This window comes from Schumannella sp. 10F1B-5-1, assembly GCF_006517535.1.
In the GTDB taxonomy this organism is placed as follows: domain Bacteria; phylum Actinomycetota; class Actinomycetes; order Actinomycetales; family Microbacteriaceae; genus Schumannella.
The window spans coordinates 218,838-230,626 of sequence record NZ_VHQH01000001.1 but is presented as its reverse complement, the minus strand read 5'-3'; the positions used below and the strand labels follow the sequence as shown (position 1 = coordinate 230,626).

Annotated in this window: 13 protein-coding genes; 9 read left to right on the top strand and 4 right to left on the bottom strand. The window is 71.6% G+C overall.

Annotated elements, in window-relative coordinates; genetic code table 11:
* Positions 1-16: 16 nt before the first annotated feature.
* The 4 genes from FJ658_RS01135 to FJ658_RS01120 all read left to right on the top strand — a co-directional run bounded on the left by FJ658_RS01135 (position 17) and on the right by FJ658_RS01120 (position 4,056).
* Positions 17-448, top strand: a complete 432-nt coding sequence (locus tag FJ658_RS01135; RefSeq protein WP_141143539.1) for a hypothetical protein — start codon at positions 17-19, stop codon at positions 446-448.
* 124 nt (positions 449-572) lie between these two features.
* Positions 573-2,285, top strand: a complete 1,713-nt coding sequence (locus FJ658_RS01130; RefSeq protein ID WP_141143538.1) for a circularly permuted type 2 ATP-grasp protein — start codon at positions 573-575, stop codon at positions 2,283-2,285.
* On the top strand, positions 2,285-3,214 hold the full coding sequence (locus tag FJ658_RS01125) for an alpha-E domain-containing protein (protein WP_141143641.1): 930 nt from the start codon (positions 2,285-2,287) through the stop codon (positions 3,212-3,214). The genes FJ658_RS01130 and FJ658_RS01125 overlap by 1 nt, the downstream gene beginning before the upstream one ends.
* Entirely contained in the window at positions 3,211-4,056 is an 846-nt protein-coding gene (locus tag FJ658_RS01120) for a transglutaminase family protein (RefSeq protein ID WP_141143537.1), read from the top strand. The genes FJ658_RS01125 and FJ658_RS01120 overlap by 4 nt, the downstream gene beginning before the upstream one ends.
* A 267-nt stretch (positions 4,057-4,323) precedes the next feature.
* Here FJ658_RS01120 and FJ658_RS01115 read toward each other — a convergent pair whose 3' ends face one another.
* From FJ658_RS01115 to FJ658_RS01105, 3 genes are all read right to left on the bottom strand, one after another.
* Complete coding sequence (locus tag FJ658_RS01115; protein ID WP_141143536.1) at positions 4,324-5,277, bottom strand: aldo/keto reductase; 954 nt, start codon at positions 5,275-5,277, stop codon at positions 4,324-4,326.
* A 174-nt stretch (positions 5,278-5,451) separates the two neighbouring features.
* Complete coding sequence (locus FJ658_RS01110) at positions 5,452-6,786, bottom strand: MFS transporter (protein WP_141143535.1); 1,335 nt, start codon at positions 6,784-6,786, stop codon at positions 5,452-5,454.
* Positions 6,783-7,199 carry a MarR family winged helix-turn-helix transcriptional regulator gene (locus FJ658_RS01105; RefSeq protein ID WP_141143534.1) on the bottom strand — a complete coding sequence of 139 codons (417 nt, stop codon included), beginning with the start codon at positions 7,197-7,199 and terminating at the stop codon, positions 6,783-6,785. Before FJ658_RS01105 ends, FJ658_RS01110 begins: the two co-directional genes overlap by 4 nt.
* Positions 7,200-7,328: 129 nt before the next feature.
* Here FJ658_RS01105 and FJ658_RS01100 point away from each other — a divergent pair, with 129 nt between their 5' ends.
* The 4 genes from FJ658_RS01100 to FJ658_RS01085 all read left to right on the top strand — a co-directional run bounded on the left by FJ658_RS01100 (position 7,329) and on the right by FJ658_RS01085 (position 10,328).
* Positions 7,329-8,213, top strand: coding sequence for an alpha/beta fold hydrolase (locus FJ658_RS01100; protein WP_141143533.1), 885 nt, complete (start codon positions 7,329-7,331; stop codon positions 8,211-8,213).
* Between the two features lie 80 nt (positions 8,214-8,293).
* Positions 8,294-9,343, top strand: a complete 1,050-nt coding sequence (locus FJ658_RS01095; RefSeq protein WP_141143532.1) for a biotin/lipoate A/B protein ligase family protein — start codon at positions 8,294-8,296, stop codon at positions 9,341-9,343.
* A 227-nt stretch (positions 9,344-9,570) separates the two neighbouring features.
* A complete protein-coding gene (locus tag FJ658_RS01090) occupies positions 9,571-10,026 on the top strand; it encodes a hypothetical protein (protein ID WP_141143531.1) in 456 nt (151 codons plus the stop codon).
* Positions 10,027-10,070: 44 nt separating this feature from the next.
* On the top strand, positions 10,071-10,328 hold the full coding sequence (locus tag FJ658_RS01085; protein ID WP_141143530.1) for a glutaredoxin domain-containing protein: 258 nt from the start codon (positions 10,071-10,073) through the stop codon (positions 10,326-10,328).
* 125 nt (positions 10,329-10,453) lie between these two features.
* Here the strand turns inward: FJ658_RS01085 and FJ658_RS01080 are convergent, their stop codons facing one another.
* Positions 10,454-10,774, bottom strand: coding sequence for a GNAT family N-acetyltransferase (locus tag FJ658_RS01080; protein ID WP_141143529.1), 321 nt, complete (start codon positions 10,772-10,774; stop codon positions 10,454-10,456).
* An 89-nt stretch (positions 10,775-10,863) separates the two neighbouring features.
* On the opposite strand from FJ658_RS01080, the gene FJ658_RS01075 reads away from it, so the two are divergent.
* Positions 10,864-11,763 (top strand): M15 family metallopeptidase, encoded by a 900-nt coding sequence (locus FJ658_RS01075; RefSeq protein WP_255447482.1) that lies wholly within the window; start codon positions 10,864-10,866, stop codon positions 11,761-11,763.
* The last annotated feature ends 26 nt before the right edge of the window (positions 11,764-11,789 follow it).

Sequence of the window (11,789 nt, the reverse complement as noted above, 5' to 3'; positions counted from 1 at the left end):
TCTCTAACGTGAGAGCGTGACCATGACCGCCCCCGTCTCCGCGCTCGAGCTCAGCGAGTTCGCGCTCGAGGAGGGCCTGCGCGAGGCGCTCGCCGCCTCCGGGTCGGCGGTCGCCGCGAAGTCGGGCATCGCCCCGTTCGTCATCACCGAACGCGCCGGCGAGCGCACCGTGCACCGCTTCGACAGCCCCACGACGGGCCAGAGCGCCTCGGCCGCCCGCTACTTCCTGCGGGCGACGGCCGGCGGCTTCGACCGCGCGGTGCTCGTCTGGGACGGCTACGTGCACGTGCTCGGAAAGCGCGTGGATGCGGTGGTCGCCGAGTACTCCGAGGCCGGCGCCGAAGCGTCCACCGTCACCGCCCGCCGCTACCGGCCGAAGACGCTGCTGCGCGGCGCCGCGGCTCTCGGCCCCACCATCCAGGTCGGCGAGGGCCACCCGCTCTTCTGAATCCGCGCTCGGCAGCCCGAGCCCGGCGCAGCAGCTCGACCCCTCCCGCAGCGGCCCGTCCGCGAACCTGGACGGACCCTCAACCGAAACACCCTCGCAACACGCCCCTGAGTAGGGTCGGCACATGGGTGACCTGTTCGACGGCTACAGCGCCACCAGCACGCAGTCCGCCTCGCGGCGGCGCGGAGCACCGGCGTTCGACGAGATGTTCGACCCCGAGTCGGCGGTGCGGATGCCGTACCGCGACATCCACGATGCGCTCGCCCGCATGACGCAGGACGAGCTGCGCGGACGCACCGAGGCCCTCGCCAGCTCGTACCTCGCGCAGGGCGTCACGTTCGACTTCGCCGGCGAGGAGCGGCCCTTCCCGCTGGATGCGGTGCCGCGCGTCATCGACCAGTCCGACTGGGTCGACGTCGAGGCCGGCGTGAAGCAGCGGGTGACCGCGCTCGAGGCGTTCCTGGCCGATGTCTACGGGGCTCAGGATGCGGTGCGCGACGGGGTCATCCCGGCCCGCCTGATCAGCTCGTCCAGTCACTTCCACCGCGAGGCCGCGGGTGTCGTCGCGGCGAACGGGGTGCGCATCCAGGTGTCGGGCATCGACCTGATCCGGGATGAGCAGGGCGGCTGGCGCGTGCTCGAAGACAACGTGCGGGTGCCGTCGGGCGTCAGCTACGTGATCTCGAACCGCCGGGTGATGGCGCAGACGCTGCCCGAGCTGTTCGTGTCGATGCGCGTGCGCCCCGTCGGCGACTACCCGCAGAAGCTGCTGCACGCGCTGCGCGCGGCCGCGCCCGAGGGCGTCGACGACCCGACGATCGTGGTGCTGACGCCGGGCGTCTACAACTCCGCCTACTTCGAGCACACGCTGCTGGCCCGTCTGATGGGCGTCGAGCTCGTCGAGGGCCGCGACCTGTTCTGCTCGGGCGGGCGCGTGTTCATGCGCACGACTGCCGGACCGACCCGCGTCGACGTGATCTACCGCCGCGTGGATGACGAGTTCCTCGACCCGCTGCAGTTCCGCGCCGACTCGATGCTCGGTTCGCCGGGGCTCATGCTCGCCGCGCGCCTCGGCAACGTGACGATCGCGAACGCGGTCGGCAACGGCGTCGCCGACGACAAGCTCGTCTACACCTACCTGCCCGACCTCATCCGCTACTACCTGGGCGAGGAGCCGAAGCTGCAGAACGTGCAGACCTGGCGTCTCGAGGAGCCGGGTGCGCTCGAGGAGGTGCTCGACCGCCTCGACGAGCTCGTCGTGAAGCCGGTCGACGGCTCCGGCGGGAAGGGGCTCGTCGTCGGTCCGGATGCGAGTCGCGAGCAGCTCGACCAGCTCGCCACTCGTCTGCGCGCCGACCCGCGCGGCTGGATCGCGCAGCCGGTCGTGCAGCTGTCGACCATCCCGACCCTCGTCGACGACGGGATGCGTCCGCGTCACGCCGATCTGCGCCCCTTCGCGGTCAACGACGGCTCGGATGTGTGGGTTCTGCCCGGCGGCCTCACCCGCGTCGCACTGCCCGAGGGGCAGCTCGTGGTCAACAGCTCGCAGGGCGGCGGCTCGAAGGACACCTGGGTCGTCGGCCCCGACTCCGCCTGGGCGAACGGCGGCTTCGGCGGCGGCGCGGGCGCCGAGCGCAGCGTGCAGGGTCTCGTCGCCGAGCAGGCGTCGATCACGCAGGCGATCCCGATCATCACGCCCGAGCTGGCCGCGCAGCACGGGGCGGCGCCGCTGCCCGCGCACCTGGCCGAGCATCCGCACGACCACAATCCCGAGGACTCGCCCCGCCGCGACCAGCAGCAGCAACAGCAGCAGGCCGACGAGGGGAGCCGCTCATGATGCTCTCCCGCATCGCCGAGAGCCTGTTCTGGATCGGGCGCTACATCGAACGCGCCGACGGCACGGCGCGCATCCTGGATGTGCACCTGCAGCTGCTGCTCGAAGACCCCTGGATCGAGGAGGACACCGCCTGCCGCTCGCTGCTCAGCGTGATGGGCGTGGCGGTCGACCCGACCGTGCCGGTGACGCGCGGCGACGTGCTGTCGATCCTCGCGGTCGACCGCAACCAGCCGGCGGCGATCGCCTACTCGCTGCAGTCGGCCCGCGAGAACGCCCGCCGCGCCCGCGAGGTCGTCTCGACCGAGCTGTGGGAGGTGCTCAACACCACCCGCGCGCGGATGCCGCGCCGCATCCCCGGCGACAAGGTGCACGAGTTCTTCGGCTGGGTGCGCGAGCGCAGCGCCCTGGCGGTCGGCATCGTCGAGACCGGCACGAGCCGCGACGAGGCCTGGAGCTTCTTCACCCTCGGCCGCTCGATCGAGCGTGCCGACATGACCGCGCGACTGCTCGCGACCCGCAGCCTCACCGAGGCGTCCGGACCGTCGTGGACGACCATCCTGCGCTCGGTCGGCGCCTACGAGGCCTACCTGCGCACCTACCGCGGCGTGCCCAGCGCGCGCAACGCGGCCGAGTTCCTGCTGCTCGACCGGCTGTTCCCGCGCAGCATCCTGTTCTCGGTCAGCCGTGCCGAGCAGTGCCTGCGCGAGCTCGAGCCCGGCACCGCCCGTGTCGGCGTGCCCGACTCGGCGCAGCGCCTGCTCGGTCAGATCCGCAGCGAGCTCGAGTACCGGCCGATCAGCGACATCATCGACGACCTGCCGGCCCGCATGGATGACGTGCAGTCGGCGACGAGCGCGGCGAGCGAGGCGGTGCGGCAGCGCTACTTCCCGACGAACGCCGCACCGGTGTGGGTGGGAGAGAACACGTGAAGCGCCTGCGCATCCGGCACCAGACCGGCTTCCGCTACGAGGGCGAGGCGACCGCCTCCTACAACGAGGCGCGGATGCTGCCCTCGGGTGCGGGCGACCAGCTGGTGCTCTATTCGCACCTCGACATCGCCCCGGTCTCGTCGACCCACGCCTACACCGACTACTGGGGTTCGCGCGTCACCTCCTTCGAGGTGCTGACCGCGCATCGTGAGCTGACCCTCACGGCGACGAGCCTGGTCGAGGTGCGTCCGCGCGAGCATCCGCATCACGACCTCGACTGGGAAGGCCTGGCCGCCGCGGTCGAGACCCGCTCGGAGTACGTCGAGCAGCTCGGCCAGACCGGCCGCACCCGCCCGCCGGCCGAGGTCGTCGAGCTCGCGCGCTCGCTCGCGGATGCGGCGTCGTCACCCTGCGAGGCGGCCATGTCGATCGCCCGCACGATCGGTGAGCGCATCGAGTACGTGCCCGGCGTGACCGGGGTGACGACCACAGCCGAGGAGGCCTGGGAGCACCAGAAGGGCGTCTGCCAGGACATCACGCACCTCGTGCTCGGCGCGCTGCGCTCGGTCGGCATCCCGGCCCGCTACGTCAGCGGCTACCTGCACCCGGTCGTGGATGCGCAGGTGGGCGAGACCGTCACGGGCGAGTCGCACGCGTGGGTCGAGTGGTACTGCGGCGGCTGGCGCGGCTTCGACCCGACCAACCTGATCGACATCGGCGACCGGCATGTGATCGTCGGCTTCGGCCGCGACTACAACGACGTGCCGCCGCTGCGCGGCGTCTTCGCCGGGCCGTCGTCGAGCGCCATGTTCGTCACGGTCGAGATCACCCGCGAGGCGTGAGCGGGGCGTGAGGACGCTCGCGGCCGGGGTTCGCGCATGAGGCGGCGGTCTCGCCGCCGACGATGGGTCACCGCACGCCAGGGCGGACTGCTGGTCGGCTTCGGCCCGACCGCGGCGGGACTGCTCGCGCTGCGATGAGGTCGGGGATCCCTCGCTCTCGGCGAGGCATCGGCTCCCGCACGAGATCGATCGGTCGCCAACTGTCGCTATCGAAGGCTCGAGGCGACAGTCAGCGACCGATCACCGATCCGGTGCGGGATGCGCGGCTCAGGCCGCGGCGGGCACCTGCGCCGACACGGCGTCGAGCCGCGCGACCTCGTCGGCGCTCAGGTCGAGCGTGATCGACGCGAGCAGGGCGGGCAGCTGCGCGACCGTGCGCGCGGAGGCGATCGGCGCCGCGACCTCGGGCTTCGCGCGCAGCCACGACAGTGCGACCGTCGCGGGGGCGACCTCGTGCGCCTCGGCGATCGCGACGACCTCGTCGACGACCGCGAGGCCGGCCTCCGAGAAGTACCCGCCGACCATCTGCCCGCGGTCCTTGCCCGCGAGGTCGGCCTGCGTGCGGTACTTGCCCGTCAGGAACCCGGCGGCGAGCGAGAAGTAGGGCACGACGCCGAGTCCGAGCTCGCGCGCGACCGGCGCCAGCTGCGACTCGTAGGGCTCGCGGGTCACGAGGTTGTAGTGCGGCTGCAGCGCCACCGGCTCGGCGAGGCCGTTCTCGCGGGCGATGCGCACCCACTCCTGCACGCGCTCGGCGCTGTAGTTCGACACGGCCGTGTAGCGCACGAGGCCCTCGCGCACGAGCTGGTCGAAGGCGCGCACGGTCTCCTCGAGCGGCGTCGCCGCGTCGTCGTAGTGCGCCCAGTAGAGGTCGATGCGGTCGGTGCCGAGACGCTCGAGCGAGGCGCGGGCCGCGGCCGCGACGTTGTCGGCGGCCAGACCGCGGAACTCGGGATGCTGCGACACCTTGGTCGCCAGCACCACCTCGTCGCGCTTTCCGGTCTTCGCCAGCCACGAGCCGATGATGCGCTCCGAGTCGCCGCCGCTGTTTCCCGGCACCCACGCTGAGTAGCTGTCGGCCGTGTCGATGAAGTCGCCGCCTCCGGCGACGAAGGCGTCGAGCACGGCGTGCGAGGTGGCCTCGTCGGCGGTCCAGCCGAAGACGTTGCCGCCGAGCGAGAGGGGAGCGATGTCGAGGTCGCTGCTGCCGAGACGGGTCATGGATGCGGTTCCTTTCCCAGCGAGAGGCGGCGCGGGGCCGCGCATCCACTCTGGCGAAGCCGGGTCGCGTCGCGCTGGCCCGGCCGCGCGCATTGCGTCACATGACAGCGACCGCACAGCGAGCATCGAGTGCCGGGGTGCTGAGCGGCAGCCTGCGCCGCGCTCCCGCGCCGCTCACGACGTGCGCTGCGACTCCGCCTCGACCACGGCGATCTCGGTCGTGGCCTCCTCGACGTCGCGCCCGCGCCCGTCGCCGCGCCAGCGCACGGCGACGTGGAAGCGCGCGCCGCGATCCCAGGCGACCCGCAGATCCTTGGCCCGGCGCATCCACACCAGGGCGACGACGACCGCGGCGATGCCCGAGGCCGCCGCGATGCCGAGCGCCCAGCGCGGCCCCCACGCGTTGGCGACGGCGCCGACGATCGGGGCGCCGATCGGGGTGCCTCCCGCGAAGATCGCCATGTAGAGCGCCATGACGCGGCCGCGCATGATCGGCGAGGTCGTCGTCTGCACATAGGCGTTGGCGCTCGTCATGAGGGTGATCGAGCTGAGTCCGACCGTGACGAGCACGGCGGCGAAGCTCCAGTAGGTCGGCATGAGCGCGGCGACCGCGCAGGTGACGCCGAAGCCGGCCGAGGCGATCACGGCGTAGCGCAGGCGGGGCCGATCGCGGCGGGCCGACAGCAGGGCGCCGGTGACCGAGCCGACCGCGAGGATCGACGACAGCAGCCCGAAGGCGTCGGCGCCGGCGTGGAACTCGACGCTCGCCATGGTCGAGGTGAAGATCGGGAAGTTCAGGCCGAAGGTGCCGACGAGGAAGATCATCGCGAACACCACCAGGATGTCGGGTCGCCCCTTCACATAGCGGAAGCCGTCGCGGATCTGCCCGCGTCGCGCGGCCGCCCGCTTGGCCGGACGCAGCTGGTCGCGCCGCAGCAGCGCGATCGCGAGCAGCGTCGCCGCGAAGGTGCCCGCGTTGATCAGGAACACCCATCCCGAGCCGACCAGCGCGATGAGCACGCCGGCGACGGCCGGGCCGATCAGGCGGGCGCCGTTGAAGGAGGCCGAGTTGAGGGCGACCGCGTTGGGCAGGTGCTCCTCGCCGACCAGCTCGCTGACGAAGGTCTGGCGGGCGGGCGCGTCGATCGCCGCGACGACGCCGAGGCCGAGCGCGAAGGCGTAGACCATCCACAGCTGGGCGACCCCGAGCACGGTGATGAGCCCGAGCCCCAGAGCGAGGAGCCCCATGAGCGCCTGCGTCACGAACAGCAGGCGGCGCCGGTCGACGCGGTCGGCGATCAGCCCCGAGACCGGCACGAGCAGCAGCTGCGGGCCGAACTGCAGCGCCATCGTGACCCCGACCGCGGCCGCGTCGTGCTTCGTGAGCTCGGTGAGCACGATCCAGTCCTGGGCCGTGCGCTGCATCCAGGTTCCGACGTTCGACACCATGGCGCCCGCGAACCACAGTCGGTAGTTCGCGACGCCGAGCGAGCGGAACATCGCGCTCATGAATCGCTGAGGCGGCGCAGGAGGGGGGTCACCTCCTCCAGGAGCCGTCGTTCCTGAGGATCGAGCAGGGCCAGCCGCTGCGTGAACCAGGCGGAGCGCAGTCGGCGGGTCTCGGTGATGATGGCGACGCCGGCCTCGGTGAGGCGGATGCGCACCTTGCGCGCGTCGTCGGGATCGGGGTTGCGGGTGATCCATCCGGCCTCTTCGAGGCTGTTGACCGTGCGGTTGATCGACGGCGGCGTCACGCCCTCGTGCTCGGCGAGCTGACCGGGGGTGCGGTCGCCGTGCTTCTCGAGGTGGAACAGCACGCCCAGCTGGGCGTCGCTCACGCCCTCGGCGGCCCGGTGCACGCGGATGCGGCGCGCCAAGCGCTGGATGAGCATCCGCAGCTCGTCGGGGTCGGTCTCGGTCATCGATCGTTAGCCTAGCTCATTAGCCTGGCTAAATATCGGCTGGAGCGCGGATCCGGCGGAACGATCCGGCCGATCTGCCCGCCCGATCCGGGCGCCCCGCTCCTAGGATGAGCGCAACAGGAGGCGCCTATGCCGCGATTCACGGTCGAGCGGATCGACGACAGCTATGTCGACGAGCGCGGGGTGACCATCCACTTCTCGATCTGGAAGGCGCCCGCGCCGACCGCCATCGTGCAGCTCGCGCACGGCGTCGGCGAGCACGGCCTGCGCTACGAGCAGACCGCACAGGACCTCGTGAACGCCGGCTTCACCGTCTACGCCGACGACCACCGCGGCCACGGCCGCACCGGCCTCGGCCAGCACGGCGGCGACCACCGCCGCATCGGGCGCCTCGGCGTCGGCGGGCTCAGGGCGACGGTGGATGCGCTGCGCCAGTTCACCGGCATCATCCGCGAGTCGAATCCGGGCGTTCCGCTCGTGCTGCTCGGTCACAGCTGGGGCTCGCTGATGGCGCAGATGATCATCGCCGACACAGCCGGCGACTACGACGCCGTCGTGCTGAGCGGCACCGCGTTCCGCACGCTGCGCGACATGAACGGCGGCGACCTCGCGAAGCGCTTCGCCGCCGAGGGCCCGAACGGCTGGCTCAGCCGCGACCCCGCCGTGCACGCCGCCTTCGACGCCGACCCGCTCACGACCTCCGCGAAGGTGCTCAAGCTCTTCGGCCTGCGCGACACACTCCGCCTGCTCGGAACGCCGACGACGAAGCTGCCGAAAGACGTGCCGCTGCTCATCCTCATCGGCTCCGACGACACGCTCGGCGGCCCCGCCAGCGTCGAGAAGCTCGCCACCGCCTACCGCGAGCGCGGCGGGCTCTCGGATGTGACGGTGAAGATCTACGACGGCGCCCGCCACGAGGTCTTCAACGAGACGAACCGCGACGAGGTCGTCGCCGACCTGGCGAAGTGGATGAACGACCGCCTGCGCTACCGGCCGCCGGTGCGCCGGCGCTGACGCTCGTCCCGACGCGCTGCTCGACGCATCCCACTCGACGCACCCCGGCGCATCCCGCCCCCGCGAAATAGGCTGACCCCGTGCACGGTGAGTTCAAGGTCCCTGGCGGCAAGCTCGTGGTGGTCGACCTCGAGGTGGTCGACGACAGGATCGCCGACTTCCGCCTCGCGGGCGACTTCTTCCTCGAACCCGACGACGCCATCCACGCGATCGACGCCGCGATCAACGGCCTTCCCGCGACGAGCGACCAGAAGACGCTCGCCGCCGCCGTGCGCGGGGCGCTGCCCGAGGGTGCCGTGCTGCTCGGATTCCAGCCCGAGTCGGTGGCCACGGCCATCCGCCGAGCGCTGCAGACCGCGACCGGTTGGGACGACTACGAGTGGGAGCTCGTCTACCCCGGCCCCCTGGATGCGAACACCCACCTCGCGCTCGACCAGGTGCTGACCGAGGAGGTCGCCGCCGGGCGCCGCAAGCCGACGCTGCGCTTCTGGGAGTGGGCCGAGAACGCGGTCATCATCGGCAGCTTCCAGTCGGTGCGCAACGAGGTCGATCCCGAACAGGCCGCGGCCGAGGGCTTCCACGTCGTACGCCGCATCTCGGGCGGCGGCGCGATGTTCGTCGAGCCGGGCAACGCGATCACCTACTCGATCTACGCGCCCACCGATCTCGTGCAGGGCATGACCTTCGCCGACAGCTATGCCTTCCTCGACGAGTGGGTCATCCAGGCCCTGCAGAGCCTGGGGGTGGATGCGAGCTACCAGCCGCTCAACGACATCACCTCGCCCTCGGGCAAGATCGGCGGCGCCGCGCAGAAGCGCCTCGGCGCCGGCGGCGTGCTGCACCACGTGACCATGAGCTACGACATGGACGGCGAGAAGATGGCGCGCGTGCTGCGCATCGGCCGCGAGAAGCTCAGCGACAAGGGCATCGCGAGCGCGGCGAAGCGCGTCGACCCGCTGCGCAGCCAGACCGGCCTGCCGCGGGAGGACGTCATCCAGCGCATGATCGACACCTTCCGCCAGCAGCACGGGATGACCGAGGGCGAGATCACTCCCGAGGAGTACGCGGCCGCCGCCGAGCTCGTCTCGACGAAGTTCGCGACCGACGACTGGCTGAACCGGGTTCCCTGAGCCGGGCTTCCCGCCCCCTCTGCCGGCCCGCGCTCGCCGCGCCGCCGCATCCCGTCGTACTTCGCTGAGGGGTCGCAAAGGCCCCCGGATCGGGCCGATCCGGGCGCATCTCGGGGCCTTTGCGACCCCTCAGAGATCGAGTCGGGCGCAGGTTCAGGGCGAGCACTGACCGGGATCCTCCGGAAGGAGGATGCCCGTGGTAGACGTGCCCGCCTACCGTTCAGGGCATGGACTGGGTGATCTTCCTCGGTATCGTCATCGTGGCGATCCCCGTCCTCGTGCTCGCGCAGCGTCGCGGCTGGATCGAGCTGCGCGGCGTCGAGCGCCCCGGCGGCTCGATGGGCGCCCTCGGCGCCGCCGACGAGGTGTTCAGCCCGACCCGCCACGAGGCCGCGATCGAGCTGGATGCGCAGACCCGCCTCAGCGCGCCGGCCCCGCTGCCCGGCGACCCCGCCCGCCTGCCGGGCGGCTTCGCTCTCGGCACTCCGGTGCTCGCGGCTCCCGTGCTCGGGGCTCCGGCCGCGCCGGCGCTCGCCGCGACGTCCGCGACCCCCACGCCTCCGGTCGGCTCCGCTCGCACCCCCCACGTGCCGAGCCGACCGGAGCCTCTGCTCACGGGCGCGATCCGCATCCGCCTCGACCTGCCGCCGGTCGACGCGCACCGCGGGCGGCACGCCGCCTGAGCGGCACCCAGCGGTGGGTCGGGGTGCCGATCTACCCTTCTGACATGGCCGAGACCACGAAGATCCAGATGTTCGGCGCCGACTGGTGCAGCGACTGCCGCCGTTCGAAGGCGCTGCTCGACCGCGTCGGCGCGGACTACGAGTACATCGACATCGAGAAAGTGGATGGCGGCCCCGAGCGGGCGCAGGAGATCAGCGGGCGCATGAACATCCCGGTGCTGCTCTTCCCCGACGGCTCGCACCAGGTCGAGCCGAGCGATAAGGACCTGCAGGCGAAGCTCGACGAGCTCGCCGCCATCTGACTGCGCTCGCCCACGTCCGGGGCCTCGTCTCGGCTTTCTGCTGAGGGGTCGCAAAGGCCCCGCGAACCGGCCGATTCGAGTCGATCCTGGGGCCTTTGCGACCCCTCACGAAACTGCGGGCGGCGTCAGCGCTCGAGCAGGTCGCGGTAGTCCGGGTGCTTCTCGATCCACGCCGCGACGAACGGGCACTGCGCGACGACGCGATCGCTCGACCCGGTGCGCAGCGCATCCAGCGTGCCCTTCACGAGCAGCGAGCCGAGGCCGCGCTCCTGGATCTCGGGATCGATCTCGGTGTGCGTCAGCGTGATCACGTCGCCGCTCTGCCGATAGGCGATGAACCCGAGGTCGTCGCCGTCGCGGGTGAGGGCGAAGCGCTGGTCGTCGGGTCGGTTCACGACCTGGGTTCCGCTCGTGTCGTCGCCGTTCGGGTCCGGGTCATCGCTCATGAGGCGACCGTACGCCTCGCCCCGCACCGGGGGTGGGGTGAAGGGCGAACCAGGAGGAAGCGCCCGGATGCCGTCATTACGATGACCCGGTGAGCAACGTGCTGATCGAGCCTGAGGAGCCGCCGCGCCGTCCGCGTGACGGGCGCCGTCGGCCGGATCCGAAGGTGATCCGTCGTCGCCGCATCCTCGTGATCGCCGGAGCCGCGGTCGTCGTGATCGCGCTCGTCGCGGGTCTGATCGCCGCGCTCGCGCCGAAGGGCGACGACACCGCGAGCGGCACGCCGAGTGCGAGCAGCAGCTTGAGCGCGAAGCCGAGCCGCAGCGCCAGCCCGAGCGCGACCCCGAGCCCGTCCGAGTCGCTGACCCCGCCCGGCTTCGACAAGACGCAGTTCTCGATCGACGACCCCGCGAGCATCTGGGTTGTCAGCGACAAGCTGCGCCCGCTCAACCCGGTCGACTACGCGCCCGCCGACCTGAAGGCGATGCCGATCCCCACGACCTGGGGGGCGGTGCCCTACCTGCGGCAGCCGGCGGCGGATGCGCTGACGGCGATGACCCAGCAGTACACGGCCGAGACCGGGCTCTCGATCCAGATCCAGAGCGACTACCGCAGCTACGCCTCGCAGGTGAAGGTCTACAACGGCTGGGTCGCGTCGAAGGGGCAGGCCGCCGCCGACCTGACGAGCGCACGCCCGGGCTTCAGCGAGCACCAGACCGGCCTGGCCGTCGACCTGGTCGGCGTGCCTGCGAAGTGCGGACTCAACGCCTGCTTCGCCGACACCCCGCAGGGCCTCTGGCTCGCCTCGAACGCCTACAAGTGGGGCTTCATCCTGCGCTACCCGCAGGGCCTCACCCCGGTCACGGGCTTCGAGTTCGAGCCCTGGCATTACCGTTACGTCGGCGTCGAGCTCGCGACCGAGATGCACGACACCGGCGTGCAGACCCTCGAGCAGTTCTTCGGCCTGCCGGCCGCCCCCGACTACGCGTAGCTCTTCACTTCGCCGGTCGGCCCCAA

Excerpts from the sequence above, each read along its gene's own strand:
- FJ658_RS01130 (WP_141143538.1), top strand. The coding sequence starts at position 573 with ATGGGTGACCTGTTCGACGGCTACAGCGCCACCAGCACGCAGTCCGCC.
- FJ658_RS01125 (WP_141143641.1), top strand. The coding sequence starts at position 2,285 with ATGCTCTCCCGCATCGCCGAGAGCCTGTTCTGGATCGGGCGCTACATC.
- FJ658_RS01115 (WP_141143536.1), bottom strand. The coding sequence starts at position 5,277 with ATGACCCGTCTCGGCAGCAGCGACCTCGACATCGCTCCCCTCTCGCTC.
- FJ658_RS01110 (WP_141143535.1), bottom strand. The coding sequence starts at position 6,786 with ATGAGCGCGATGTTCCGCTCGCTCGGCGTCGCGAACTACCGACTGTGG.
- FJ658_RS01105 (WP_141143534.1), bottom strand. The coding sequence starts at position 7,199 with ATGACCGAGACCGACCCCGACGAGCTGCGGATGCTCATCCAGCGCTTG.
- FJ658_RS01100 (WP_141143533.1), top strand. The coding sequence starts at position 7,329 with ATGCCGCGATTCACGGTCGAGCGGATCGACGACAGCTATGTCGACGAG.
- FJ658_RS01090 (WP_141143531.1), top strand. The coding sequence starts at position 9,571 with ATGGACTGGGTGATCTTCCTCGGTATCGTCATCGTGGCGATCCCCGTC.
- FJ658_RS01085 (WP_141143530.1), top strand. The coding sequence starts at position 10,071 with ATGGCCGAGACCACGAAGATCCAGATGTTCGGCGCCGACTGGTGCAGC.
- FJ658_RS01080 (WP_141143529.1), bottom strand. The coding sequence starts at position 10,774 with ATGAGCGATGACCCGGACCCGAACGGCGACGACACGAGCGGAACCCAG.